This is a genomic window from Bradyrhizobium septentrionale, from assembly GCF_011516645.4.
GTDB classification, from domain to species: Bacteria; Pseudomonadota; Alphaproteobacteria; order Rhizobiales; family Xanthobacteraceae; genus Bradyrhizobium; species Bradyrhizobium septentrionale.
Window position 1 is genome coordinate 5,620,308 of sequence record NZ_CP088285.1, and the last position, 25,519, is coordinate 5,645,826.

Here is a 25,519-nt window from a genome sequence, read left to right on the forward strand (position 1 = left end):
TTGAACCTAGGATATAGCCCGGTCTTCCCAGTCTTCCCAAGTGACATCGGCGTTGATCTCGAGGTAACGCGAAACGGCGACGCCGATGGTCGGGAAGAAGTTGTTCTCGCCAAGCTGCGCCAACAAGCCGAATTTCTTTAGCTTGTCCCTGACGGGATCCTTGAGCTCGGCAAAGCACAGCTCGATCTTCCGCGCCTGCAACGCCTCGTCCAACTCGGCGAGAATGTCGCCGGCGGTCACGTCCACGCTGGTGACCGGCTCGGCCGCAACGACCAGCCAGCGCACCGGCGTCGGAGATTTCGCCACGGCATCCAGTGCGCGTTCCTTGAAGAACTCGGCATTGGCAAAGAACAGCGGCGCATCCCACCGGAACAGGACCAGCCCGGGGATTTGGCGGGCGTCCGGATATCGCGTGATGTCGTGATAACCCTTCACGCCGGAAGCGCGACCCAGCACGGCGGAATGCGGGCGCCATCCGTCCCACAGGAACTCGACAATGGCGATCACGATGGCGAGGCCTATTCCCGGAATCACTCCCAGCACGGCCACGCCAACAAAGCAGACCACCGATAGCCAGAACTCCCACTGCTGGATGGCGTAGATTCGCCTGAGATCGCTGAACTCAAACAGGCCGAGCGCGGCGGCGATGACGACGGCGGCCAATGCGGCGTTGGGCAAGTGCCGAAGCAGGTTCGGCGCCATCAGCAGCAGAAGGGCGATGGCAAGCGCGCCGATGACGCTGGTGAGTTGGGTGCGCGCTCCGGCAGCTTCCGCAACGGGCGTGCGCGATCCGCTGCTGCTGATCGGAAAGCCCTGAAAGAAGCCGGCCGCCAGATTGGCCGCGCCGAGCCCCACCATCTCCTGGTTGGGATCAACGCGATCGCCCAATCGTCCCGCATAGGCCCGCGAAAGCACGCTGGTGTCGGCGAATGACACCAGCGCGACGGCGCCACCGCCGATCAGCACCTGCACGATATCGCCATAGCCGATCCAGGGAATGGCGAATCCCGGCAGGCCCTGGGGAAGCGAACCCAAAACTGTCACGCCGTAGCGCGCTCCGAGATCGAGCACGCCGGTGACGACCGTCGCCGCAACGACGGCAATCAGAATGCTCGGCAACCGCTTGTTCCGTGCGAGCAGCAGGATCACCGCCAAAGTGGCAAGACCGATCCCGAGGGCGACCCAATTTGTCTTTCCGTCAAGGATCGCTCCGCCGATCGCCCAGAGGCTGCGCAGAGGTCCATCGCTTTCGATGGAGAAGCCGAACAGCTTTGGCAGCTGGCTGATCAGCACGGTCAGGGCAATTCCGTTCATGTAGCCGTAGCGGATCGGCTTGGAGAGAAGCTCTGTCAGGAATCCCAACCGCGCGACGCCCGCCACGATGCATATCGTTCCGGAGACGATGGCCATCATGGCGGCGAGGGCTACCACGCGCATGGGATCGCCGCCCGATAGCGGAACGACAACGCCGAGGATGATGGCTGCAAGCGCCGAGTCCGGTCCCAGGACGAGGATGCGGCTCGGCCCGAACAACGCGTAGACGAGCAGCGGGATGATCGTCGCGTAAAGTCCGTAGATGCCCGGCAAGCCAGACGCTTCCGCATAGGCGATGCCGACCGGGACCAGCATGGTCGCGAGCACAAGCCCCGCGACGATGTCGTGTGGAAACCACGCCGCTTGATATCGACGGAGCGTGTTGAGACCTGGCAGCCAGCTGGTCCAGTGATGCATCGCCGGTCACTCCCAACTGCGTTGGGGCTCGCGTGCGCAGGACGTGAACCGCGCTATCCCTTCGCCTGCTCATCAAACGCCTTCAGCGACACCGCCGCAATCTCGCGCAGCGCGTTGCGGTCGGCGCCCGAGGAGGCCATTACGCACATGCCTGATGTGACCGCGGAGAGATAGCGGGCAAGCATGGCCGGATCGGCGCTTTCGTCCAGGTCGCGTTCGGCCTTGGCGCGGACGAAGCGTTCGCGCAACTGGTCTTCGGTGTGGGTGCGACGCGCCGCCAGTTCGAATGGAACATTTTCCGAGCCGGTGCCGCAGGCAAGGCCGCCCTGGACCAGCAGGCAGCCGGGCGGGTTGGCGGGATCGGTCTGGGCGTCCGCGTGCTCCATCAGAAATCGTTCGGCCACCTCGCGGGCAGTGGCGGCGCCCAAGACCTTTTCCATCCAGGCGTCACGGCGCTCGGTGTAGCGGTCGAGGGCGGCCTTCAGCAGGCCTTCCTTGCTGCCGAAGGCGGCATAGAGGCTCGGCGGATTGATGTTCATCGCCTCGGTGAGTTGCGCAATCGTCGCGCCCTCGTAACCATGGCGCCAGAACACGTCCATCGCCTGGTCCAAAGCGGCATCCGCGTCGAAAGCGCGGGGGCGTCCCATACCCATTTTCGTTGCTCCGTAAGCCGGGTGCCGTTTCTGTGACGGATTGTCCCTGCTTATCCTCTTGTTGCACGTGATGTTTTTCCGCGGCTTCTCATTTCCCCACGAATGCGCTAAGAAAATCATAGTGCTCGATACATAAGTATCTTGCGAACCGGCGTCCAGCTCCACATCTGTAGTGAACACTACAGATATCTGGAGCGCGTGAATGCCCTCGTCAACCCAAAATCCCCGTTCCGGCCGTTTCCGACGCGTCGTCGGCGGTATTGTGATCCTCGGCGCCCTCGGCGTCGCCGGTTCGATCGCGACCGGCCACTATTTTCATGCCGCCCAGGCGACCGCCACAGCGGCCGCGCCCGAACCGGCGGTGCCGGTGACCGTGGCCGTGATCCAGCCGCGCCCGACCACGCTGTTCGACGACTTTTCGGGCCGGCTCGAGGCGGTCGACCGCGTCCAACTCCGGCCGCGGGTGGCGGGCGCGATCCTGGCGACCAACTTCACCGAAGGCGCGCTGGTGAAGTCCGGCGACATCCTGTTCAAGATCGACCCCGCGCCTTACGCCGCCGAGGTCGACCGTGCCCAGGCGCAGCTCGAGGCCGCCAAGGCCCGCGCTGTGTTCACCGCGAGCGAAGTCGAGCGCGGCGCCCAGCTGGTCGGCAACAACATCGTGACCAAGCGCGACTTCGACCAGCGCGACAACACCAATCGCGAGGCGATCGCCAACGTCAAGGCGGCCGAAGCGGCGTTGCAGACGGCAAAACTCAATCTCGATTACACCGAGGTCCGCGCACCGGTCGACGGCCGGGTCGGCAGGATCGAGATCACGGTCGGCAATCTGGTCGCCGCGGGCACCTCGTCGCCGGTGCTGACCTCGCTGGTGTCGGTCAATCCGATCTATGCGAGCTTCGATGCGGATGAGGAGGTCGTGCTGCGTGCGCTGAACTCGATCGCAGACGCCTCCGGCAAGCGCGGCAATCTCGATCAGATCCCGGTCGACATGGTGACCTCAGGCGGCCTCAGCGCCAAGGGGCACATCCAGCTCATCGACAACCAGGTCAACGGGCAAAGCGGCACCATCCGCGTCCGCGCCGTGTTCAGGAACGATGACGGCCGGTTGATTCCAGGGCAGTTCGCCCGCGTGCGCATGGGCCAGCCGAAAGAGCAGACGATGGTGCTGATCGACGAGCGCGCCGTCGGGACCGACCAGGACAAGAAGTTCGTCATGCTGGTCGGCGACGACAGCCGTGCGGTCTATCGCCCGGTCACGCTCGGCGGCGCGGTCGACGGCCTGCGGATCGTGACCGCGGGCCTGAAATCCGGCGACCGTATCGTCGTCAACGGCCTGCAGCGTGTGCGTCCCGGCGCACTTCTGAAGATGGAAGTCGCCGAAATGGGCGCGCGCGGCACGCAGCAGGCGTCCACTGAAACCAACCAGCACGTCGTGCAGCGCTAGGCGCTGCACGCGGGGGCGGAGCCATGAATCTCTCAAAATTCTTCATCGACCGGCCGATCTTCGCCGGCGTGCTATCGATCCTGATCTTCCTGGCCGGCCTGATCTCGCTGCTGGCGATGCCGATCTCGGAATATCCCGACGTGGTGCCGCCGTCGGTCGTCGTGCGCGCGACCTATCCGGGCGCCAATCCGAAGGTGATCGCCGAGACGGTGGCAACGCCGATCGAGGAACAGATCAACGGCGTCGAGGGCATGCTCTATATGTCGAGCCAGGCGACCACCGACGGCGCGATGACGCTGACGGTGACGTTCCGGCTCGGCACCGACCCCGACAAGGCAACGCAGCTGGTGCAGAATCGCGTGCAGCAGGCCGAACCGCGCCTGCCGGCCGTGGTGCGCCAGCTCGGCATCATCACCAAGAAGAGCTCGCCCGACCTCACCATGGTCGTGCATTTGCTGTCGCCGAACAACCGCTACGACATGACGTATCTGCGCAACTACGCGGTGCTCAACGTCAAGGACCGGCTGGCGCGGATCGACGGCGTCGGCGACGTCCAGCTCTATGGCGCCGGCGACTATTCGATGCGGGTCTGGGTCGATCCGCAGAAGGCCGCCGAGCACGCCCTGACCGCAAGCGACGTGGTGCGCGCGATCCAAGCGCAGAATGTCGAGGCCGCCGCCGGCGTGGTCGGCTCCTCGCCGAGCGTCAAGGGCCTCGATCTCCAGCTCTCCGTCAACGCCGAGGGACGGCTGTCGACCGAGGAGCAGTTCGGCGACATCGTGGTCAAGACCGGCGCGAACGGCGAGGTGGTGCGGCTGCGCGACGTCGCGCGGATCGAGCTTGGCGCTTCCGAATACGGCCTGCGCTCGCTGCTCGATAACAAGCAGGCGGTCGCGATCCCGATCTTCCAGGCGCCGGGTTCGAACGCGCTGGAGATCTCCGACCATGTCCGCGCCACCATGGCCGAGATCAAGAAGAACATGCCGGAAGGCGTGTCGTACCAGATCGTCTACGATCCCACCCAGTTCGTGCGTTCCTCGATCGGGGCCGTCATCCACACCCTGCTCGAGGCGATCGCGCTCGTCGTGCTGGTCGTGATCCTGTTCCTGCAGACCTGGCGCGCCTCCATCATTCCATTGATCGCGGTTCCGGTATCGATCGTCGGCACCTTCGCGGTGATGCATGTGTTCGGCTTCTCGATCAACGCGCTCAGCCTGTTCGGCCTGGTGCTCGCGATCGGCATCGTGGTCGACGACGCCATCGTCGTGGTCGAGAATGTCGAGCGCAACATCGGATCCGGCCTGTCGCCGCGCGACGCCACCAACCAGGCGATGCGCGAAGTGTCGGGCCCGATCATCGCGATCGCGCTGGTGCTGATCGCGGTGTTCGTGCCGCTCGCCTTCATCTCCGGCCTGACCGGACAGTTCTACAAGCAGTTCGCGCTGACCATCGCGATCTCGACCGTGATCTCCGCCGTCAACTCGCTGACGCTGTCGCCGGCGTTGTCGGCGCTGCTCTTGAAGGGGCATCACGAGCCGAAGGACTGGCTGACCCGGATCATGGAAAAGTCGCTGGGCTGGTTCTTCCGCGGCTTCAACAAGGTCTTCACCAAGTCGTCCGAGAATTACGGCCGTACCGTCACCAAGGTGATCTACGGCAAGGCCGTGGTGATCGGCCTCTATGTGCTGCTGATCGGCCTCACCGGCGTGCTGTTCAAGCAGGTGCCGAGCGGTTTCGTGCCGGGCCAGGACAAGCAATACCTGGTCGGCTTTGCCCGGCTGCCCGATGGCGCCACGCTCGACCGCACCGAGGAGGTGATCCGCAAGATGAGCGACATCGCGCTGACCCAGCCCGGGGTCGAAAGCTCGGTGGCGTTTCCTGGCCTGTCGATCTCTGGCTTCACCAACTCCTCCAACGCCGGCATCGTGTTCTCGACCTTGAAACCGTTCGACGAGCGCAAGGATCCGTCGCTCAGCGGTCCGGCGATCGCGGCGGCGCTCAACAAGAAATATGCCGGCATCCAGGATGCCTTCATCGCGATGTTCCCGCCGCCGCCGGTCAACGGCCTCGGCACCATCGGCGGCTTCAAGCTGCAGATCGAGGACCGCGCGGGCCTCGGCTATGAGGCGCTGAACGACGCGACCAAGGCGTTCATGGCCGCGATGCAGAAGGCGCCGGAGATCGCCGGCGTGTTCTCGAGCTTCCAGGTCAACGTGCCGCAGCTGTTCGCCGACATCGACCGTACCAAGGCGTTGCAGCTCGGCGTACCGGTGACGGAAGTCTTCAACACGCTGCAGATCTATCTCGGCTCCTACTACGTCAACGACTTCAACAAATTCGGCCGCACCTATTCGGTCTATGTGCAGGCGGACGCGCCGTTCCGCGCGCGCGCCGACGACATCAGGCAGCTGAAGGTGCGCTCGTCGTCCGGCGACATGGTGCCGCTCTCGGCGCTGCTGAAGGTCCGTCAGAGCGCAGGGCCGGAGCGTGCGATCCGCTACAACGGCTTCCTGTCATCCGACATCAACGCCGCCGCTGCGCCCGGCTTTTCGTCGGGCCAGGCGCAGGAGGCGGCAACGCGGATTGCCGCCGAAACGCTGCCGCCGGGCTTTGCCTTCGAATGGACCGACCTGACCTATCAGGAGTTCATCGCCGGCAATTCCGGGCTCTGGGTGTTTCCGCTCGCGATCCTGCTGGTGTTCCTGGTGCTCGCCGCGCTCTATGAGAGCCTGGCGCTGCCGCTCTCGATCATCATGATCGTGCCGATGGGCCTGTTGGCCGCGATGTTCGGCGTCTGGCTGTCGAAGGGCGACAATAACGTCTTCACCCAGATCGGTCTGATCGTGCTGGTCGGATTGTCGGCCAAGAACGCTATCCTGATCGTCGAATTCGCGCGCGAGCTCGAATTCGCCGGGCGTTCGCCGATCCGTGCCGCGATCGAGGCGAGCCGGTTGCGGCTGCGGCCGATCCTGATGACGTCGATGGCGTTCATCATGGGCGTGCTGCCGCTGGTGCTGTCGACCGGAGCGGGCTCGGAGATGCGACGCGCGATGGGCGTCGCGGTGTTCTCCGGCATGATCGGCGTCACGATCTTCGGCCTGTTCCTGACGCCGGTGTTCTATGTGCTGCTACGGAGCCTCACCGGCATGAAGCCGCTGACGCAGCACGGCGAGGCGACCATTCCCGGAAAAGCACACGCGGCATGATGTCGCGTGTGTAAGCTTCTTGTCAGTTTCGAAGGGGATCAGGCTGCGATATCGAGCAGCAACTGCGACGAACCGCGGACCAGCACCTTGCGGCCCGCGGGTGTCAACGCAAACGCGTCTCCCCGCACCGCAACATAGCCGAGCGTGATCAGGCTTTCGACGGCAAACCGGTTCAGCCTTGACGGGTTTGCTGCGGGCGCCCGCAGCGCTTTCAACGCATCCCACTGATCGGGTCTGAGTTCGAATTCTTCGCTCATGGTTCAGGCACTCCAGAAATCTTGGGGTGCGAGATACAGAGTGCTGATGAATTTCGTGCGACCACAACGAGTCAGGATTTCGATTTATGTGGACGCGCCGTCACATCGCCGTGTCATTGGAATACTTCAGTTTTTCGAATCATTGCGGCGCATTGACGCGTGATGTCGTCACAGTGATTAACCGCACGTCGTCACAGAAGTTAATCAAGTGGGCCGTGAACCCATAAATCGGCCGAGCTGACGGCTCGCGAGAGTCCGCTACGCTCCGGTAGCGATCAATTCTGCATCGCAGCGAAATGAGGCGATGGGCCAGCAGGAAACCCATGCGCCGCCATCCCATCTCGAATAGCGATCAGATGCTCCGGATAATCATCTCTTGTCGAAGCGCTCGCCGCGCCTCGCGCTCAAAGCACCGCGATGCAATCAACCTCGATATCGAAACCTCCTGGCCAAGACGGAACGTTCAGAAAGATGCGTGCCGGCGCGTCCATCGGGAAGTAACGCGAGTAGACCTCGTTGAACTGGTCGAAGTGGGCCTCGTCGGGCGTGCAATAAACGTTGCATTTGACCACGCGCTCAAGCGACGAGCCGGCAGCTTCCAGGCAATGCTTCATCTGGTCGAGTACGATCTCAGCCTGACGCACAAAGGGCAGTCGCTTGACCTCGCCGGTTTCCGGGTCGAACGGCGGCAGGCCCGACACATAGACGGTCTCGCCGGCGACGATCACAGGATAGATCGGACCTTTCCGCCGGCGCTCCAGATAAGTGGAGATTGGTTCGACCCGAACTGGCAGTCGCTTCATCTTCAAGTCCTCATGAGACGTGCTGGTCGATGCGCTAGACCTTGGCGGCGCAGGCTTCAACTTCGAGCAAATATTCAGGTTTCACGAGCTGAGGGATCACCAACAGCATAGAGGCTGGCCGCGCGTCTCCAAGGAATCTTGACCGAACCTCGACATAGGCAGGAATATCCTCGGCGCGCAGCAGATAGTGCGTCACCTTTACGAGGTCGTGCACCGTCATCCCGGCGAACGCCAGCATGTCGACAATGTGCTGCCACGCCAGTTCAGCCTGCCCCGCGATGTCGGACGGCAGCGTGCCGTCAATCGCAAGCCCAGGTGTCCCCGACGTGAGCAGCCAGCGGGCATTTCCGCTTACCTCGGTGGCGTCACTATAGCGGCCGATCTGCCGCGCGATTCCGATATCATGGCGTTTCAGGGGCATCATTCCTCACTATGTTTGCAGAACGTCCGGAGGTGACGGCCGCGCCAGCTACCAAATGCTTGCCCGGCTCGTAACCCGCGCCTTATGCGAGTGCGGGATCGGATTCGAGATGGAATCCCTTCGACGTGATCAGCCATTGACCATTGATGCAGTGCCAGGTCAGGTAATCTACGAACACCATCGCGCTGATCTTGAGCCGGACCTTGACGAAGGCCTGGGTGGCAGAAGCAAAATCGATCAGCAGGATTTCGTCTGCGCGAAGCGCGTTCAGCGACTTTGGGGATTGGCGCTTGTCAAGAATATCCATGTAGGTCGAGGCGGACCACGTCACCATCTGGCCGTCGCGAAATCCGTGCAGTTGGACCGTCGACCGAAACACCTGATCAAAGCGCGACGTGTCGCAGTCGTACATCAGATCGAAGTACCTTTGCAGCGCCTGGGTCAGCTCCGTGAAGCATGAACGCCCGATCGTTTGGGCTGCGGAATCCCTGCCTTGCTGGAGCAATTGGGTTGGTTCTCGAGAGGCAGCGATCATCGAAACTCCTTGCTCGATCCAGCGAGCCAAGCGTCGGTTTCAAGCGTCGGTTCCTGCGCCACACCGTGCGGTTGAGTCAGCGGCGCTTCGGCTGCCTCCCATTACGCCGCTGGCCATGCCGTTACAAATTCATAATATGAAATACGAACATTCCGAATCGGTCACTCGTAGAGCGCGCCAGAAAGCGTCCGCTCCATCGCGTCCAGCGGCCGAGACAATCGCCCGGGCTGACGCCTGCGAACAAACCAGGTCGAGACCGTGAGCCGGAAATCAGGCACGTTGAATGCCTTGATCTTCTGCTTGACCGGAATCTTCTTCATCTGGCTTGCCGGCAACAGCCCAAAGCCCGCGCCGCGCGCAACCACTGAAAGCTGCAGGTTCTTGCCGTACGCCTCGACGATCACCCGGGGTGGCCCCGCGCCGACACGTTCGAGCGCCTGCGTCAGGGCAACGCGGTAACCACAGCTCTCGGGCTGGATCACCCAGCCCACTTCGTTCATCGCCCGCAGCGAGCGCCAGCGGGTCGACGCATGACTGGCGGCGCCGATGATCCGCACATCCTCGCGACCGAGGCAACGCGCCGGCAGTTCGGTCTTCGGCGGGCCATCCGTGAGCAGCGTTATGACGGCAGCATCGAGGCTGCCGTCATCAAGCCGTTTCAGCAGTGGCGCGGTCCAGTCAACGGAGATCTGGAGGGTAAGGTCCGGGAAACCGGACCGCAGCTGATCGAGCGGCCGTTCTGCCACCACCTCGGCCAGCGCGTGGGCGGTGCCAATACGCAAGACGCCCATCGGCGGGGCCGTTGGCGCGAGAGCATCCGAAAATGCCTCAGCCGCATCGAGAACCCGCCGCCCGTGATCGAGCGCCGCTTGACCGTCGTGGGTAAGGGCCAACGGCTTGGTTTGCCGATCGAACAACGTGGCGCCGAGATCCAGTTCCAGTCGTTGAACCAGCCTCGACACTGCGGACTGTGTCATGTGGAGCTGCCGGGCAGCCGCCTGCACCGATCCGGTCTGCGCGACCGTCACAAACGTGCGAATCTCGTTCAGCTTCAAGGAAACTCTCCTACCACTACTATTCCGTAGCGGTATCATATTTTCCAGGACCGAAGCGATAGCTCTGCGCGACTGCTCACACCTCCAGATCGGCGCGCGCGATGCGATCTATCAATAGCAAAGCGGAGTCCACGTTCTGGATTAGCCGCGCCGCACGCTTGCGCCGCCATCGACCGGCAACGTGACGCCAGTCACGAAATCAGCTTCATCGGATGCGAGAAACAGCGCGGCATTGGCGACATCCCAGCCGGTGCCCATCTTGTGACGCAGCGGCACCTTGCTGTCGCGTTCCGCCTCGACCTCGGCGCGGCTCTTCTTGAATTCGCGTGCGCGCGTGTCCACCGCCATTGGTGTGTTCATCAGTCCGGGCAGGATCACGTTGGCGCGAATGCCATATTGCGCATTCTGGTAGGCGAGCTGCTCGGTGAAGGCGATCATCGCCGATTTCGTCGCCTTGTAGGCAACGTAGGGATAGGTCGTGATTGCGGCCATCGACGAGATGTTGATGATCGAGCCGCGCTGCTGCTTGCGCATGATCGGGATCACGTGCTTGGCGGCGAGGATGCAGCTCTTCAGGTTGATCGCCACGCAGCGGTCGAATGCCTCCTCGGTGATGTCGAGCAGTTCGGCATCGCCGCCGGAGAGGCTGACGCCGACATTGTTGTGCAGGATATCGACGCTGCCCCAGCGGACATGCGCATCCGCCACCATCGCCCTGATGTCGGCATTCTTGGTGACGTCGGCCTTGAAGGCTACAGCGGTGCCGCCCTTGGCCGTGATCATCTCGACGGTTTCCTGCGCCGACGCCAGATTGTGATCGACGCACAGCACCTTGGCGCCCTCGCGCGCGAAGGTCAGCGCGGTGGCGCGGCCGTTGCCAATACCCTCACCGGGGCTCTGGCCGGCACCGACGACGATGGCGACGCGATCTTGCAGGCGCATCTCACTTCACTCCCGGGATTGGGTACTGCTGCAGTACCTCTTTGTAGGTGGGTTCGTTATCGATCTGCATGGTGGCGAGCACGCGCACCACGGCGCAGTAGAACGCAATCGTCAGCACCAGGTCGGTCATATGCTCGTCGGACAGCTCTCGCTTGATCTCGGCGAAGGTCGCATCCGACATCGCGAGGTCGCGCACCATCTCGCGGGCGCCCCTCAGGATCGCTCTCGCCAGCGGCTCGAGCTGCGACGGCCTGCCGTCGGTTTCCGCGATCAGGCCCTTTATATCCTCGTCGGTGACGCCGAACTCCTTGCCGATCTTCACATGGTGGGTGAACTCGTATTCCGACTTCTCGAGCCAGCCGACCTGCAGGATCGCGAGCTCGCGCAGCCGCGGATCGAGCTTGCTGTTGAAGCGGATATAGCCGCCGATGCCGTTGAAGGCGCGCGCCATATCCGGCGAATTGACCAGCAGCTTGTGCAGATTGGTATTGCGCTTGAGCATGTCGCGATATTCGGGTGCGACCTGATCGGCTTCGAGATAGGGCAGGCGGGCCATTGTTGTTGTCCTTGGTTCGGCGGCTTGCGGGAGAGGCGGCTGTCGCTTCAGCCGTAGAGGGCTTTGTGCTCGCTTTCGTAGTTGGCGTAGGAGTCCTTCATGCTGGCGCCGTTGAGCAGCATGGTCGCGACCACAGTATTGTCGGCATCGAACACGGTCGAGCGCACCCACATGCTCTCGGTGCGCTTGCTGCCCGAGAGCGCGACGACCTCGCGCTCGACCCAATAGGTCTCGCCCGGGAACAGCGGCCCGCGCACCAGCCGGATCTCCTGGTCGGCGAACAGCCCGACCGCCGGGCCGCGGACCGGCAGGCGGTCTTCGCGCGCGCGGTACTGGAACAGCACGCTCAGCATCTCCATCGGGATGATGGCGCGGCCCCAGGGATTATGCTCCAGCGAATAATAGTCTGATGGTTCGGTGATCACCTTGAGCTTGTCGGCCAGCGAAAACGGATAGAGGTCGCCCATGTTCTGGTCGAAATCCATCTTGATCGCCTGCCGCGGCGTCTTCATGCCGACCTTGATGTCGGCGAGGATGACGGGATCGGCCAGCGGCTTCAATTCGCCGAGCCGATGGCTCAGCGCCGTCTCGGTGCCGTCGCCATCGATCGAGGCCGTGCCGCGCAGGATCTCGGTGCCGTCGCGCTTGATCATCCCGATCGCGCAAACAGTCTGGCCCGGCTTCGGCTTCTCGATCTGGGCCTGCACCTCTTCGCCTTCGAACACCGGATTGCGGTAATGCGCCGACAGGCATCCGGTCATGAACCAGGCCCGGCCCCAGATACGCTCGCACAGCGGCGCGAACTGGCTGAAATGGGTCGGTCCCTCGATCGTGCCGCCGCGGAAGCCGAGCTTCTGCGCGGTTGCATCGTCGTGGATCGAGGCGTGCGAGTCGTAGGTCTGGGCCTGCAGCATCTGCTTCGGGCTGCGCCACGGACCCACCAGCAGATTGCCGTTCTCCACGATTTCCGTCGTGAACGCGGATTCGACTGTAATCATCCTCGGTCTCCCTTTGCGCGCACCGTTTCAAAGAAGCCCGGGTTCGGCAAGGCCTCGCATGTGCAACATCGAGTTATGTGCTGCGGCCATGGAACGGGGCTGTTCATGCATAACAAAACCGGTGCATGCTGATGCATGATCATTCGGAAGATAATGAGACCGGTTCGGACCGGCGCGACTAACCGGCGGGGAGCCTGAGACTGATGGCGTTGATGGACGTTGGACTGGACGACAAGTACCGGTTGGACACGAAACGAATCTTCCTCTCCGGTACCCAGGCTCTGGTCCGATTGCCCATGTTGCAGCGCCAACGCGACCGCGCGCACGGGCTGAACACCGCAGGTTTCATTTCCGGATATCGCGGCTCGCCGCTCGGCATGTACGACCACGCGCTGTGGCGGGCGAAATCGTTCCTCAGAGAGCACGACATCGCCTTCGTTCCCGGCCTCAACGAGGATCTGGCGGCGACCGCGGTGTGGGGCAGCCAGCAGGTCGGCATGTTCCCCGGCGCCAAGGTCGATGGCGTGTTCGGCATCTGGTACGGCAAGGGCCCCGGTGTCGACCGCTCGCTCGATGCGCTCAAGCACGCCAATTCGGCCGGCACCGCGCCGAATGGCGGCGTGATTGCGCTGGCCGGCGACGACCATGGTTGCCAATCATCGACTCTGGCGCATCAGAGCGAGCAGGTGTTCGCCTCGGCGCTGATGCCGGTGGTCAATCCTGCGACGCTGCAGGCTATCTCGACCTCGGCATCCTCGGCTTTGCGCTGTCGCGGTATTCCGGCTGCTGGGTCGGATTCAAGGCGATCTCCGAGACCGTGGAAAGCTCGGCCTCGATCGTCAGCGATCCCGATCGCATCAGGATCATCACACCTGATGATTTCGAGATGCCGCCGGACGGACTCTCGATCCGCTGGCCGGATCCGCCGCTGGAAGCCGAGCGCAGGCTGCACGGGCCCAAGATGGAAGCGGTCGCGGCCTTCGCCCGCGTCAACCGGTTCGACCGCATCGTGCTGGATTCGAAGCCGGCGCGGCTCGGCATCATGGCGACCGGCAAGGCCTATCTCGATCTGCGCCAGGCGCTCGCCGATCTCGGCCTCACCGATGCCGACGCGCAGGCACTGGGACTGCGCATCTACAAGGTGGCGCTGACCTGGCCGCTCGAAGCACGCGGCGCGCGCGCCTTCGCCGAAGGCCTGCAGGACGTGCTCGTGGTCGAGGAGAAGCGCGGCTTCATCGAGGACCAGCTGGTTCGCATCCTCTACAACATGGACGCTGCGAGGCGTCCCTCGGTGGTCGGCAAGCGCGACGAGAGCGGCGCGCCGTTGCTGCCGAGCGAAGGCGAGCTGACGCCGACCATGGTGGCGGCCGCCGTCGTCGCGCGGCTGCGCAAGCTCGGCCACCGTAGTCCGTTACTGGAGCAGCGGCTGGCAAAGCTCGAGGCGTTCGATCGTCCGGCCGAGGGCACGGGCACCGCGAAGCTGCAGCGCACGCCGTATTTCTGCTCGGGCTGTCCGCACAACTCGTCGACCAAGATCCCCGAGGGCAGCCGCGCCATGGCCGGCATCGGTTGTCACGGCATGGCGCTGTCGGTGCCGAACCGCAACACCCAGACCATCTCGCATATGGGCGCGGAGGGCGTGAGCTGGATCGGGCAGGCGCCGTTCACCAGCGAACAGCACGTGTTCCAGAATCTCGGCGACGGCACCTACACCCATTCCGGGCTTTTAGCTCTACGGGCCGCGGCTGCGGCCGGCGTCAACATCACCTACAAGATTCTCTATAACGACGCGGTCGCGATGACCGGCGGCCAGCCGGCCGAGGGCGGTTTTACGGTGTCGCAGATCGCGCACCAGGTCGCGGCCGAGGGCACCAAGCGGCTTGCGATCGTCTCCGACGATCCGGACAAATATCCCGCCAATTATTTCCCGTCGGGCGCCACCATCCACCATCGCCGCGAGCTCGATGCCGTGCAGCGCACCTTGCGCGAGATCGAGGGCCTGACCGTCCTGATCTACGACCAGACCTGCGCCGCCGAGAAGCGCCGCCGCCGCAAGCGCGGGCTGTTCCCCGATCCGGCCAAGCGCGTCTTCATCAATGAGCGCGTCTGCGAAGGCTGCGGCGACTGCTCCGTGGCGTCGAACTGCGTCTCGGTGCAGCCGCTGGAGACCGAGTTCGGCCGCAAGCGCCGCATCGACCAGTCGAACTGCAACAAGGATTTCTCCTGCATCGAGGGTTTTTGCCCGAGCTTCGTGATGGTGCAGGATCCCAAGCTGCGCAAGGCCGACCGCGCTGCCGCCGATCCGAAGGCGCTGTTCGCCGACCTGCCGACGCCGCCTGCGGCCGCGCTTGCCGCCCCCTACAACATCCTGATCACCGGCATCGGCGGCACCGGCGTCATTACCATCGGCGCACTGCTCGGCATGGCCGCGCATGTCGAGGGTCTGGCGTGCTCGACGCTCGACTTCACCGGCCTGTCGCAGAAGAACGGCGCGGTCATGAGCCATGTCCGGCTGGCGCCGGTGTCCGGCATGCTGACCACGGTCCGCATCGCGCCCGGCAACGCCAATCTGATCCTCGGCTGCGACCTCGTCGTGGCCACCAGCGTGCCGGCGTTGAGCCGCGCCGAGCGCGGCGTCACCCGCGCCGTCGTCAACGCTGATCTGTTGCCGACCGCGAGCTTCGTGATCGATCCCGATATCGATTTCGAGGCTGGTGCGATGCGCGACGCGCTGAACGGCGCGGTGCGGCCTGATGATCTCGACATTCTCGATGCCACCGGGCTTGCGACCGCGCTGATGGGCGACAGCATCGCCACCAACGCCTTCATGCTCGGCTTCGCGTTCCAGCGCGGCGCGATCCCGCTGTCGCTCGATGCGATCCTGAAGGCGATCGAGCTCAACGGCGCCGCGATCGAGATGAACAAGACCGCGTTCTCCTGGGGCCGGCTTGCCGCGCACGATCTGCAACGCGTGGTCAGCGCCGCGCGCTTCAAGAACGCCGGTGCAGCGCCCGCAAAGAAGACACTCGACGAGGCGATCGCGTTCCGCGCCAAATTCCTCACCGACTATCAGGATGAGGCCTACGCCAAGCGCTATCTCGACGATGTCGCGCGCGTGCGCACCGCCGAGGCCGCGGCCGCGCCGGGCTCGCAGGACCTGACCGAGGCCTTTGCAAAAGGGCTGTTCAAGCTGATGGCCTACAAGGACGAATATGAGGTCGCGCGGCTTTATTCCGACGGCGAGTTCAGCAAGGCCTTGAGGGAGCAGTTCGAGGGCAATTCCGGTTTGAAGGTCCTGCTGGCGCCGCCGCTGCTGGCGCAGCGCGATCCCGTCACCGGGCGTTTGCAGAAGCGCGAATTCGGCCCGTGGATCTTCAAGGCGTTCGGCTTGCTGGCGGGGCTGAAGGGCCTGCGCGGCACCGCGTTCGACATCTTCGGCTACACCTCAGAGCGCAAGATGGAGCGCGCCTTGCCGGTCGAGTATTCAACGATGATCCTGCGTCACCTCGACGGCAAGAAGCCGCTCGACCTGCCGCGCCTGGTGGCGCTGGCGAAGGCGGCGGACCTCGTGCGCGGCTATGGCCACATCAAGGAAGGCAACGTCGCCCGCTACCGCACCGAATGCGCGCGGCTGGAGCGCGCGATCGGCCGGCCCTTGGCGCAGGCGGCCGAATAGGCTGGAGCGTTTTCGAGCGAAGTGGCTGCCGGTTCGCGTGAAGAAAACGCGTCAAAACAAAAACCTAGAGCCCCGTTCCGATACCATCGGAACGGGGCTCTAGGCGGGGGCAGCGGGAACTTTCCACGGCCGCCCTGGTTGACCGGTAACCCTGCCCACAGCCGCGGGGTGGATTCGCGCGGCCGGGCCCCTACATGATGGCTGTTCTGTTCGAGTGATTTCAGGAGGCCCTTTGATGGTCCTGAAAAACGCTTTGGTTGCAATCGTTTGTACCGCGTGCCTGGCTTTGGGCGGCGTGGCGTTGGCTGACGACTACCGGCCGAGCGAGTTCTTCAGCCTCGACCTTTCCCAGGCCGTGCTGTCGCCGAAGCGACTCGGGCCGCCGGCGCAGTTCGAGCCGGTTCCGGTCGAGGCGAAGACCGACCTCGGTCCGGATCAGCGTGCCAATGTGGAGCCGACGGCCGAGCAGCCGAAGGTCGCGCCGCAGAAGTCCGTGCGGACGGCCAAGGTGACGGCGCAGCCCGAGAAGAAGCGCGCGGCCGCGAGCCTTCCAGCCCGCGCCAAGCTCGCAAGGCGGCACGCGAACCCGCTCGATGCGGAAGCCCGCGACACCAGGATCCAGACCTGGCCGTGCCGCACTGGTGGCATCTGCAACTGGCAGCGGTGAGGGGCGCACCGTTTGCTCTGATCAGCACGTCAACGCCAGCAAACCCGTCATCCTGAGGTGCGACCGGAGCGAGCCTCGAAGGATGAATCGGCCTCGTTGCGGCCACGACACCTCTGGAGCTGAAATAGTCGGGCCGTCGATCCTTCGAGGCTCGCCAAGCGGCGCAATTGCGCCGCAAGGCTCGCACCTCAGGATGACGGGTTGGCTTTGAGTGCTGGGCGTTCGCACCGTTCCGATCCGCCATCTCCCCTCGAGTCATCCCGCCGTCGCAAAACCGTCGGCGGAGAGTCAAGAAACCGTAAGGGTGGAGTCAAACGGCGCGGGCAAAACCTTCGTTGCGATTCGACGAAGGTTATTCGATGCCGACAGCGATCTCCGCGCGGGGGCGAGGCCTCACAAGGCGGCAGCTTCTTGTGCGCTCGGCGTCGACGGCTGCGCTGGCCGGATTGGGTTCGCTCGCAAAACCCTATCTGAGCCGCGCGGCGGGCCGTCCTGCGATCGAAGGCATCCAGTCCGGCGACGTCGCGAGCGATTCAGCTGTGATCTGGGCCCGCTCCGATCGCGCCGCGCGGATGCAGATCGAATGCGCCACGGTCGAGAGCTTCGCCACCATCCTGCGCACCGCGTCCGCCGATGCGCTGCCCGAGCGCGACTTCACCGCAAAACTGCTGCTCGACGGCCTGCCGCCGGGCCAGGACCTGTTCTATCGCATCAGCTTCGCGGATCGCGACGGCACCGCCGGCCAAAGCCGCATCGGCCATTTCCGCACCGCGCCGGTCGACCGGCGCTCGATCTCGTTCGTGTGGTCCGGCGACGTTGTCGGGCAGGGCTGGGGCATCGACCCCGCGCGCGGCGGCTTGCGCAGCTACCGCACCATGCTGAACGAGCGCCCGGACTTCTTCATCCATTCCGGCGACCACATCTATGCGGATTGCACGGTGCCGGCGGAGCAGACGCTGCCGAACGGCGAGATCTGGCGCAACATCGTCACCGAGGAGAAATCCGTCGTCGCGCACAGCCTCGAGCAGTTTCGCGGCAACTACAAATACAACTGGCTCGACGAGAATTTTCGCGCCTTCCACGCCGAAGTGCCGATGTTCGCGCAGTGGGACGACCATGAGGTCGCCGACGACTGGTCGCCGGTCGGCACCGCCGACGCTACCGGCTACGACGCGGACGGCAGCTCGCGCCTGGTGGCGCGGGCGCGCCGCGCTTTCCATGAATTCATGCCGATGCGGCTGATGCCGGAGCGCGACGGCCGCGTCTATCGCAAGATCGCCTATGGGCCGCTGCTCGACGTCTTCATCATCGACATGCGCTCCTACCGCGATTCCAACTGGAACAAGCAGGGCGATCCCGACCAGGCGTTCATCCTCGGCGAGAGCCAGCTCGCCTGGCTGAAGCGCGAACTGGTGGCGTCGGAGGCTGTCTGGAAGGTGATCGCAGCCGACCTGCCGATCGGCCTCGTCAGCCTGGATGCGGTCGCGCTCGGCGACGGCCCGCCGGCGCGGCGCGAGCACGAGATCGCCGATCTGCTGTCTTTCATGAAGCGCGCCGGTGTCCGCAACACCGTGTGGCTCACCGCCGACATGCACTACACCGCCGCGCATCATTATGATCCGAACCGCGCGGTGTTTCAGGAGTTCGAACCGTTCTGGGAGTTCGTCTCGGGTCCGCTGCATGCCGGCACCTGGTCGCCGGGCGAACTCGACAACACCTTCGGCCCCAAGGCGATGTACCAGAAGGGCTGCTCGGCCGAGCAGGGCGACAATCTCGCCCCCTGCTTCGGCCTGCAATTCTTCGGCCGCGTCGACATCGACGGCACGACCTCTGTGATGACGGTGACGCTGAAGGACGTCGACGACCACGACCTCTGGTCGGTCGACATCGAACCGCGGCCGGATGCGCGGCCCGGCCAGATCATGGCGGAACATATCTAACCCCATCGCGACATCTTGATGATGGCCGCCTTGCCCGAGGGCCCGATTTGCGGGCAGACTGCGACTTGGCAGTCCTGCCAATTTCATTCCTTCCAGACAATTTGCTGGCGTGACGTCGTCGATGGCATCGGCGCCCCACGCGTCAGGAGCTATCCATGGAAAATCTGCAGATACAGGGCATCAGCCTGCCGCAGCTCGGGCTCGGCACCTTCCGCATGCAGGGCGACGCCTGCCGCGCGGCGGTCGAGAGCGCGCTCGGGCTCGGGTACCGGCATATCGACACCGCCGAAATGTACGCCAATGAAGAGGCGATTGGCGCGGCGATCGCGACCGCGAATGTCGCGCGCAAGGACCTGCACGTCACCACCAAGGTCTGGCACGAGAACCTGGCGCCGGACGCGATCCGGAAAGCGTTCGATGCCAGCCTGAACAAGCTGCGGCTCGATCATGTCGATCTCTATCTCGTGCATTGGCCGTCGAAGAGCATGAAGCTGCCGGCAGTGTTCGAAACGCTGATGAAGCTGAAGCAGGAGGGCCGCACCCGGGCGATCGGCGTTGCCAATTTCAACACCGCGCTGCTCAAGACCGTGATCGAGGACATCAAGGCGCCGATCGCCTGCAACCAGATCGAATACCATGCGATGCTGGATCAGACGCCGGTGCGCAACTATCTCGCGGCGAAATCGATCCCGCTGGTGGCCTATTGTCCGCTGGCCCAGGGCCGTTTCGCCACCGACGAGACGCTGGCGAAAATCGGCCGCAAGCATGATGCGACGGCAGCGCAGGTGGCGCTGAAATGGCTGCTCGATCAGAATGGCGTTGCGGCTATCCCGAAAGCCTCGCGCGCCGAAAGCCAAAAGGCCAATCTCGACGCGCTGAAGGTCAGGCTCGACGACGACGACCGCAAGGCGATCGCTGCGTTGCGCAAGGACATGCGCTGCGTCAATCCGGGATTTGCGCCGGCGTGGGATTGAGCCCGGCGGGCATTTGATGAGAACGTAGAAAAAGAAAATGGCTCCGCGAGGAGCCATTTTCCGTCTGTCGATTTAGTAGCGATCCCGCCTGATGACCACCGTGCGGTCATGGTCGTGGTGCCAGCCGCGATGCCAGCCACGGTCGTGGCGCATTCCACGGTCATGGCGCATCTCGGCGCGCGCGCCCCAGCCACGATCCCAGTGATGATGGCCGCCGCGCTTGATCACGACGGTCTCGGCGCTCGCGATCGACGGAACGGCCACTGCAAGCGCACCGACAGCCGCAAGAACAAAGCCAAATTTTTTCATCTCATCCTCCTCAATGATGCGTGGAGGAAACCGTACAGGCATCGAAACGTTCCTGAGGAAACGGAGGAGTTTTCTGAACGGTTGTTCAGGCAATTGCGGCCGCTGCTGTGTGTCGCGTGTTGTCGCGCACAATCGATGGATGAGCGCTGCAGGTCGCTTCGATGGCCTTGCCTAAGGGCTGCGTCCGACGCATCATCGCGTCATAAAAATCATATTGGGGGGCGTCGCCGTGAGCGGATTTTCGCGCCGGGATTTTTTGAAGAGCACAGGATCGGCCGCTGCCGCCGCCATCGCGGGGCCGGCCGCTGCGGCGATGGGGCCGGACGACAAGTTCGACCTCGTGATCAAGAGCGGTGACGTGATCGATCCCAGCCAGTCGCTGCGCGGCAAGCACGACATCGGCATCCGCTGGGGCATCATCGAGGCTGTTGAGGACGAGATCCCGGCCGCTCGTGCCGCCAGGACCATCGACGCATCGGGCAAGCTCGTGATGCCGGGCCTCGTCGACCTGCACTGTCACGTTTATCCGTACGGATCGGCGATCGGCATTCCCGCCGACGAGCTGGTGCAATTCCAGGGCACCACGACGGTGGTCTCGGCGGGCGATGCCGGCGTCAACAATCTCGCGGCGCTGCGGCGCTTCATCGTGGCGCAGTCGCGGGCGCGGATCTACGCCTTCCTCCATATTGCGAACAACGGCCTGTCGGCTTTCCCGGTGGCCGAGCTCTACAACATCGACAATGCCCAGGTCGAAGCCTGCGCGATGGCGCTCGCCGAGAACCCGGACTTCCTGATCGGGGTCAAGGTGCGGATGTCGGAGAACGTCATCTTCAAGCACGGCATCGAACCGCTGAAGCGCGCCATCCAGGCCTGCGAGATGTGCGGCTGGCCGGCGCGGATGATGGTGCATATCGGCGGCGTCGAGACCAGGGAGCTAATGTCCGACATCCTCGATCTGCTGCGGCCGGGCGATATCCTCACCCACGCCTATTCCGGCGCGCCGAACATGTCCGGCGCCTTCACCAACATCGTGCAGGACGGCAAGCTGCTGCCGGCAGCGCTCGAAGCCAAGCAGCGCGGCGTGCTGTTCGATGTCGGCCATGGCGGCGGCAGCTTCGATTTCACGGTGGCGGAGATCGCCATTCCGGCGGGCTGCACGCCCGACACGATCTCATCCGACATCCATGTCTTTTCGGGCAACTCGCCCGGCATCCCGTTCCTGCCGAACGTGATGAGCAAGTTCCTGGCGATGGGCTCATCGCTGGATCAGGTGGTGGCGATGGCAACCTCGGTGCCGGCGCGGATCATCAACCGCGCCCCCAAGATCGGCACGCTGCAGCGCGGCGCGCCCGGCGACGTCGCGATCATGGACCTCGTCGAAGGCCCGGTCACCTTCGTCGACACCCGCAACAACAAGCGCGACGGCAATCTGCAGCTGAAGCCGGTGCAGACCGTGGTCAACGGCGTGCCGTTCGGCCGGCCCTATCAGGCGCCGTTTTCGGTGCGGTGAGATTTAGCACGCGGAGCCATGGATTGCTTCGTCGCTCCGCTCCTCGCAATGACGAGGAGAGAGATCACACCGTCATTGCGAGCGAAGCGAAGCAATCCATCTTTCGGCGAGCGAAACAGCTAGTCGCGCTTCTCCACATTGCTGCTCCGTGCCGGCACGCCGAACTCCTTGCGGCACACCTCGGCCAGCACCGCGACGCCCTCGCGGATCTGCTCGTGCGAGGGGCTGGCGAAGCAGAGGCGGAGCCGGCTGCCGGAATGCGCCTTGCTGGTCGACCATTCCGGTCCCGGATTGATCGAGACGCCGGCGGCAAGCGCCGCCTGATAGAGCTTCAACGTGTCGACATTGTCGGGTAGCTTGACCCAGAGGAAGATGCCGCCCTTGGGGGCCTCGAATTCGGCCGCGGTGCCGAACTGCTCGTTCAGCGCCTCCATCAGCGTGTCGAGTTTTGCGCGCAGTCCTCGCGTCAGCTTGGGCACGTGGGTCGAGAAATGCGGCGCGCAATATTCTGATAGCACCATCTGCTCCAGCGCGCCGGAGCCGGCGTCGGTCTTCAGCGGCAGCATCCGCGACATGATCTCCCAGGGCGCGACGATGAAACCAACCCGCAGCGCCGGCGCAATCGACTTCGAGAACGAGCCGATATGGATCACGCCGCCATGCTTGCTCATGGCATAGATCGCGGGCGGCCGTTCGCCGCTCCAGATCAGATCGGCATAGCAATCGTCCTCGAAGATCGGCACGCCGTATTCTTTTGACAGCTTCAGCATCTCGGCGCGGCGGCTCTCGGGCAGGATCGAGCCGGTCGGGTTCTGCACGGTCGGGATGGTGTAGATGTATTTCGGCGTGATGCCGCGCCGCTTGTGATCGGCGAGCGCTGCGGCCAGCGCATCGATCCTGATGCCCTCGCCATCGAGGGGAATGCCGACCGCGTTGACGCCGAGCCGCGTCAGCCGGTTCAGCGAGCCCTGATAGGTTTCCTGCTCGATCAGCACGGTGTCGCCCTTGGCGAGCAGGGTCTGGTTGACCAGATCGAGCGCCTGCAGCGAGCCGGAGACGATCATGATCTCGTGCGGCGTGCAGGCAATCCCCGCATCGCGCTTCAGCTTCTCGGTCAGGAATTGGCGCAGCGGCAGGTAGCCCTGTGGCCCGTGCGCGAGGTTGTAGGTCGCGAGATTCCTGCCTTCGCGCTTCAGCACGGCGTTGACCGCCTCGAGCAGTCCGTCGACCGGGACCTGGTCGGGATCATTGTTGCCGCCGACGAAGCTGTATTTGGCGAGTCCGGTCCATCGCGCCGCCGGCGCAGGCAGGCCGGCCGGGAGCAGCGGTGCAAAGTCGAACTGGGCTGAGATGGACATGGACGTTTCGCTCCGTGTTGTTGTCGTTGAGAAGGCCGCGCGTAAGCGGCCTTCTATGCAGTCAGTTGTTGCCGAGCGGCCTGATCGGCCGGCCCTGGCTGATGAAGGCGTAGTGCCCGGGGCCGACGCTGCCGACCATCAGGGCCTCGACCGCCGGTTCCGCGATCTCGCCCGCGGCCGCCCAATCGACCACGAAGTTCGCGCCGGTGCCGCCGCGCGTATCGGTCGTGGCGATAGCGACCTCGACGGTCGCAAACGGTTTTAACGCGATCGGCGATTTGAGGTAGCTCTCCACCATCTTGCCTGCTGTGTCGAAATAGGCGATCCGCTTCAGCACCAGCGGCCTCGTCTCGGAGGCGTTGTGCACGCTGAGCGTCACCGAGAAATCGGCCCTGAGCTTGCCCTGGCTCATCGACACGCTGGAATAGACCGGCACGTAGAACGCACCGGAGGCCGTGAGCCCTTCCGTCGGGACCGCGGTCAGCGAATTTGCAAAATTTTGTTCAATACTTCCGGGGGATTGTGCTAGCGCGTCAGGCATGCGCACGGTGAGGCAGACCAAAACTGCCAGAAAAATGGCGCCTGCGCGGATGTGACACATTGCTCGGTTGATCCTCACGCCCGGCCCTCTAGGTTGCGGCAACAGGAAGTCTTTGACGCATGCATGAACTGATCCCCGACATCACGCTCTGTATCCTGTTTGCCTGGGGGCTCGGGCTGCTCGCCCATTTCTCCCGGCAACCGCTGATACTGGCGTACCTTATCGCCGGCTTTTTCATTGGTCCATTCGGCATGGGCTGGGTCAAGTCCCAGGAGTCGATCAGCATCATCTCCGAGCTCGGCCTGATCTTCATGCTGTTCATGATCGGGCTGGAAATCGACCTCAAGAAGATCATCCGCGCCGGCAAGGTGATCCTGTTCGCCGGCGCCGGCGAGCTGCTGGGCGGCTGCCTGATCGGCGTCGCGTTCTTTGCTGCAATCGGGCTTGCGATCGGCGGCGGCAAGTTCGACGCGGTCTATCTCTGCGTCGCCTGCGCGCTGTCCTCGACCGTGATCATCGTCAAGGTGCTCTACGAGAAGCGCGAGCTGGATACGCTGCCGGGCCGGATCACGCTCGGCGTGCTGGTGTTGCAGGACATCTTCGCGATCCTGTTCCTGGCGGTGCAGCCGAGTCTCGCCGATCTGCAGATCAGCGTCGTGCTGCTGTCGATCGCCCGCGTTGCCGCGCTGGTGGTGACCGCGCTGGTGCTGAGCCGTTACGTGTTGCCGCGGCTGTTCCACCAGATCGCGCGCCGGCCCGAGCTGGTGCTGCTCGGCGCGCTCGCCTGGTGCTTCCTGATCGGCGAGATCGCCGAGCGGCTGCATCTGTCGCGCGAGATGGGCTCGCTGGTCGCCGGGGTCTCGATCTCGACCTTTCCCTATGCACTCGACGTCACCGCCAAGGTCACGACGCTCAGGGATTTCTTCATCACGCTGTTCTTTGTCGCGCTCGGCATGACGATCCCTGTTCCGGGGTTACAGGTGATCGGGCTGGCGCTGGTGATCGCGGCCTTCACGGTGGCAAGCCGCCTGGTCACGACGTTCACGCCGCTCTATCTGATGAAGCAGGGCCTGCGCGCCAGCCTGCTGCCGGCGATCAATTTGGCGCAGATCTCCGAGTTCTCGCTGGTGGTGATCCAGACCGGTGTCGCCGCCAACCATATCGGGACCGAAACCGCGAATGCAGTCTCGTTCGCGTTCGTGGTGTTGGCGGTGCTCTCGACCTTCGCGATGGGCCGCAGCGACCAGATCGTGCGCGGCCTGATCGGTCCCTTGAAGCGGATCGGAGTGCGCGACCTCGACCAGGAGGGCGAGGGCCGCGGCGAGGCCGGCCAAGAGGGCGAACATGGCGAGATCCGGCGCATCGTCATCCTCGGCTTTTTCCGCGCGGCGAGCGCGCTGATCAGCCAGATCGAGCGGCAGAACCAGTCGCTGCTCGAGCAGATCAGCGTCGTCGACTTCAATCCGCTGGTGTTCCGCACGCTGACCGATCGCGGCATGCACGTGATCTATGGCGATATCAGCAATGTCGATACCCTGGTCCATGCCGGCATCGGCAAGGCCGAGATCATCATCCTGAGCGTGCCGGATTTCCTGCTGGTCGGCGCCGACAACGAGAAGCTGGTGCGTCACGTCCGCGCCCTGAACCCGACCGCGAAGGTTGTCGCCACCGCGGACCTCTTGACCGGCGTCGACGACCTCTACGCTGCCGGCGCCGATTACGTGACGGTGACCCGCCTCAGCGACGCCGGCGAGCTCTATGCGGTGATCGAGGCCACCGATGCCGGCCTGCTCGACGACAAGCGCGCCGAACTCGACGCCCAGTTGAGCGACCGGCGCGAGGTGTTGCCGTAAACGCCGGTGTTTCACCTCTCCCCGACGGGGAGAGGTCGATTTGCGCAGCAAATCGGGTGAGGGGTTCAGGTCCCGCGAGAGAGTGCA

The 25,519-nt window shown here is 64.0% G+C and carries 20 protein-coding genes and 1 pseudogene; 8 read left to right on the forward strand and 13 right to left on the reverse strand.

The window, feature by feature from the left end:
• Nucleotides 1–6: 6 nt before the first annotated feature.
• Together HAP48_RS28730 and HAP48_RS28735 are read right to left on the reverse strand one after the other, a co-directional pair.
• On the reverse strand, nt 7–1,731 hold the full coding sequence (locus HAP48_RS28730) for a SulP family inorganic anion transporter (protein WP_166203020.1): 1,725 nt from the start codon (nt 1,729–1,731) through the stop codon (nt 7–9).
• Between the two features lie 53 nt (nt 1,732–1,784).
• Entirely contained in the window at nt 1,785–2,384 is a 600-nt protein-coding gene (locus HAP48_RS28735; RefSeq protein ID WP_166215221.1) for a TetR/AcrR family transcriptional regulator, read from the reverse strand.
• A 202-nt stretch (nt 2,385–2,586) separates the two neighbouring features.
• Here HAP48_RS28735 and HAP48_RS28740 point away from each other — a divergent pair, with 202 nt between their 5' ends.
• Together HAP48_RS28740 and HAP48_RS28745 are read left to right on the forward strand one after the other, a co-directional pair.
• On the forward strand, nt 2,587–3,831 hold the full coding sequence (locus HAP48_RS28740) for an efflux RND transporter periplasmic adaptor subunit (RefSeq protein WP_166203022.1): 1,245 nt from the start codon (nt 2,587–2,589) through the stop codon (nt 3,829–3,831).
• Between the two features lie 23 nt (nt 3,832–3,854).
• Nucleotides 3,855–7,037, forward strand: a complete 3,183-nt coding sequence (locus HAP48_RS28745) for an efflux RND transporter permease subunit (protein WP_166203024.1) — start codon at nt 3,855–3,857, stop codon at nt 7,035–7,037.
• A 38-nt stretch (nt 7,038–7,075) separates the two neighbouring features.
• On the opposite strand, the gene HAP48_RS28750 is transcribed toward HAP48_RS28745, so the two are convergent.
• The 8 genes from HAP48_RS28750 to HAP48_RS28785 all read right to left on the reverse strand — a co-directional run bounded on the left by HAP48_RS28750 (nt 7,076) and on the right by HAP48_RS28785 (nt 12,604).
• Nucleotides 7,076–7,294: a hypothetical protein gene (locus HAP48_RS28750; protein ID WP_166203026.1), complete on the reverse strand. Its 219-nt coding sequence runs from the start codon at nt 7,292–7,294 to the stop codon at nt 7,076–7,078.
• 404 nt (nt 7,295–7,698) lie between these two features.
• Nucleotides 7,699–8,097, reverse strand: a complete 399-nt coding sequence (locus tag HAP48_RS28755; RefSeq protein ID WP_166203028.1) for a RidA family protein — start codon at nt 8,095–8,097, stop codon at nt 7,699–7,701.
• A gap of 34 nt (nt 8,098–8,131) precedes the next feature.
• Nucleotides 8,132–8,518, reverse strand: coding sequence for a RidA family protein (locus HAP48_RS28760; RefSeq protein ID WP_210292687.1), 387 nt, complete (start codon nt 8,516–8,518; stop codon nt 8,132–8,134).
• An 82-nt stretch (nt 8,519–8,600) separates the two neighbouring features.
• Nucleotides 8,601–9,053: a nuclear transport factor 2 family protein gene (locus HAP48_RS28765; protein ID WP_166203030.1), complete on the reverse strand. Its 453-nt coding sequence runs from the start codon at nt 9,051–9,053 to the stop codon at nt 8,601–8,603.
• A gap of 161 nt (nt 9,054–9,214) precedes the next feature.
• Complete coding sequence (locus HAP48_RS28770; RefSeq protein WP_166203032.1) at nt 9,215–10,108, reverse strand: LysR family transcriptional regulator; 894 nt, start codon at nt 10,106–10,108, stop codon at nt 9,215–9,217.
• Nucleotides 10,109–10,249: 141 nt separating this feature from the next.
• The gene (locus HAP48_RS28775; RefSeq protein WP_166203034.1) at nt 10,250–11,050 is read right to left on the reverse strand and encodes an SDR family NAD(P)-dependent oxidoreductase; all 801 of its coding nucleotides are present in this window, start codon (nt 11,048–11,050) and stop codon (nt 10,250–10,252) included.
• Nucleotide 11,051: 1 nt separating this feature from the next.
• Nucleotides 11,052–11,606 (reverse strand): carboxymuconolactone decarboxylase family protein, encoded by a 555-nt coding sequence (locus HAP48_RS28780; RefSeq protein ID WP_166203036.1) that lies wholly within the window; start codon nt 11,604–11,606, stop codon nt 11,052–11,054.
• Between the two features lie 47 nt (nt 11,607–11,653).
• The gene (locus tag HAP48_RS28785; protein WP_166203038.1) at nt 11,654–12,604 is read right to left on the reverse strand and encodes a hotdog family protein; all 951 of its coding nucleotides are present in this window, start codon (nt 12,602–12,604) and stop codon (nt 11,654–11,656) included.
• A 203-nt stretch (nt 12,605–12,807) separates the two neighbouring features.
• On the opposite strand from HAP48_RS28785, the pseudogene HAP48_RS28795 reads away from it, so the two are divergent.
• From HAP48_RS28795 to HAP48_RS28810, 4 genes and pseudogenes are all read left to right on the forward strand, one after another.
• Nucleotides 12,808–16,280: pseudogene (locus HAP48_RS28795) on the forward strand (indolepyruvate ferredoxin oxidoreductase family protein).
• A 235-nt stretch (nt 16,281–16,515) separates the two neighbouring features.
• Nucleotides 16,516–16,947: a hypothetical protein gene (locus tag HAP48_RS28800; protein WP_175612233.1), complete on the forward strand. Its 432-nt coding sequence runs from the start codon at nt 16,516–16,518 to the stop codon at nt 16,945–16,947.
• A gap of 359 nt (nt 16,948–17,306) precedes the next feature.
• Nucleotides 17,307–18,887 carry an alkaline phosphatase D family protein gene (locus tag HAP48_RS28805; protein ID WP_166203040.1) on the forward strand — a complete coding sequence of 527 codons (1,581 nt, stop codon included), beginning with the start codon at nt 17,307–17,309 and terminating at the stop codon, nt 18,885–18,887.
• Nucleotides 18,888–19,042: 155 nt separating this feature from the next.
• Nucleotides 19,043–19,861: an aldo/keto reductase gene (locus HAP48_RS28810; protein WP_166203042.1), complete on the forward strand. Its 819-nt coding sequence runs from the start codon at nt 19,043–19,045 to the stop codon at nt 19,859–19,861.
• Nucleotides 19,862–19,933: 72 nt separating this feature from the next.
• Here the strand turns inward: HAP48_RS28810 and HAP48_RS28815 are convergent, their stop codons facing one another.
• A complete protein-coding gene (locus HAP48_RS28815) occupies nt 19,934–20,170 on the reverse strand; it encodes a hypothetical protein (protein ID WP_029081412.1) in 237 nt (78 codons plus the stop codon).
• 229 nt (nt 20,171–20,399) lie between these two features.
• Here HAP48_RS28815 and HAP48_RS28820 point away from each other — a divergent pair, with 229 nt between their 5' ends.
• Nucleotides 20,400–21,680 carry an amidohydrolase family protein gene (locus tag HAP48_RS28820; protein ID WP_166203044.1) on the forward strand — a complete coding sequence of 427 codons (1,281 nt, stop codon included), beginning with the start codon at nt 20,400–20,402 and terminating at the stop codon, nt 21,678–21,680.
• Nucleotides 21,681–21,799: 119 nt separating this feature from the next.
• On the opposite strand, the gene HAP48_RS28825 is transcribed toward HAP48_RS28820, so the two are convergent.
• Together HAP48_RS28825 and HAP48_RS28830 are read right to left on the reverse strand one after the other, a co-directional pair.
• Nucleotides 21,800–23,032, reverse strand: coding sequence for an aminotransferase-like domain-containing protein (locus tag HAP48_RS28825; protein ID WP_166215227.1), 1,233 nt, complete (start codon nt 23,030–23,032; stop codon nt 21,800–21,802).
• Nucleotides 23,033–23,099: 67 nt separating this feature from the next.
• Nucleotides 23,100–23,639 carry a DUF3124 domain-containing protein gene (locus HAP48_RS28830; protein ID WP_420869821.1) on the reverse strand — a complete coding sequence of 180 codons (540 nt, stop codon included), beginning with the start codon at nt 23,637–23,639 and terminating at the stop codon, nt 23,100–23,102.
• A 59-nt stretch (nt 23,640–23,698) separates the two neighbouring features.
• Here HAP48_RS28830 and HAP48_RS28835 point away from each other — a divergent pair, with 59 nt between their 5' ends.
• The gene (locus HAP48_RS28835) at nt 23,699–25,432 is read left to right on the forward strand and encodes a cation:proton antiporter (protein WP_166203046.1); all 1,734 of its coding nucleotides are present in this window, start codon (nt 23,699–23,701) and stop codon (nt 25,430–25,432) included.
• The last annotated feature ends 87 nt before the right edge of the window (nt 25,433–25,519 follow it).

What these genes read in the sequence shown, in the direction of transcription:
- HAP48_RS28730 (WP_166203020.1), bottom strand. Translation starts at nt 1,731, where the DNA reads ATGCATCACTGGACCAGCTGGCTGCCAGGTCTCAACACGCTCCGTCGA.
- HAP48_RS28735 (WP_166215221.1), bottom strand. Translation starts at nt 2,384, where the DNA reads ATGGGTATGGGACGCCCCCGCGCTTTCGACGCGGATGCCGCTTTGGAC.
- HAP48_RS28740 (WP_166203022.1), top strand. Translation starts at nt 2,587, where the DNA reads ATGCCCTCGTCAACCCAAAATCCCCGTTCCGGCCGTTTCCGACGCGTC.
- HAP48_RS28745 (WP_166203024.1), top strand. Translation starts at nt 3,855, where the DNA reads ATGAATCTCTCAAAATTCTTCATCGACCGGCCGATCTTCGCCGGCGTG.
- HAP48_RS28750 (WP_166203026.1), bottom strand. Translation starts at nt 7,294, where the DNA reads ATGAGCGAAGAATTCGAACTCAGACCCGATCAGTGGGATGCGTTGAAA.
- HAP48_RS28755 (WP_166203028.1), bottom strand. Translation starts at nt 8,097, where the DNA reads ATGAAGCGACTGCCAGTTCGGGTCGAACCAATCTCCACTTATCTGGAG.
- HAP48_RS28760 (WP_210292687.1), bottom strand. Translation starts at nt 8,518, where the DNA reads ATGCCCCTGAAACGCCATGATATCGGAATCGCGCGGCAGATCGGCCGC.
- HAP48_RS28765 (WP_166203030.1), bottom strand. Translation starts at nt 9,053, where the DNA reads ATGATCGCTGCCTCTCGAGAACCAACCCAATTGCTCCAGCAAGGCAGG.
- HAP48_RS28775 (WP_166203034.1), bottom strand. Translation starts at nt 11,050, where the DNA reads ATGCGCCTGCAAGATCGCGTCGCCATCGTCGTCGGTGCCGGCCAGAGC.
- HAP48_RS28780 (WP_166203036.1), bottom strand. Translation starts at nt 11,606, where the DNA reads ATGGCCCGCCTGCCCTATCTCGAAGCCGATCAGGTCGCACCCGAATAT.
- HAP48_RS28785 (WP_166203038.1), bottom strand. Translation starts at nt 12,604, where the DNA reads ATGATTACAGTCGAATCCGCGTTCACGACGGAAATCGTGGAGAACGGC.
- HAP48_RS28800 (WP_175612233.1), top strand. Translation starts at nt 16,516, where the DNA reads ATGGTCCTGAAAAACGCTTTGGTTGCAATCGTTTGTACCGCGTGCCTG.
- HAP48_RS28805 (WP_166203040.1), top strand. Translation starts at nt 17,307, where the DNA reads ATGCCGACAGCGATCTCCGCGCGGGGGCGAGGCCTCACAAGGCGGCAG.
- HAP48_RS28810 (WP_166203042.1), top strand. Translation starts at nt 19,043, where the DNA reads ATGGAAAATCTGCAGATACAGGGCATCAGCCTGCCGCAGCTCGGGCTC.
- HAP48_RS28815 (WP_029081412.1), bottom strand. Translation starts at nt 20,170, where the DNA reads ATGAAAAAATTTGGCTTTGTTCTTGCGGCTGTCGGTGCGCTTGCAGTG.
- HAP48_RS28830 (WP_420869821.1), bottom strand. Translation starts at nt 23,639, where the DNA reads ATGTGTCACATCCGCGCAGGCGCCATTTTTCTGGCAGTTTTGGTCTGC.
- HAP48_RS28835 (WP_166203046.1), top strand. Translation starts at nt 23,699, where the DNA reads ATGCATGAACTGATCCCCGACATCACGCTCTGTATCCTGTTTGCCTGG.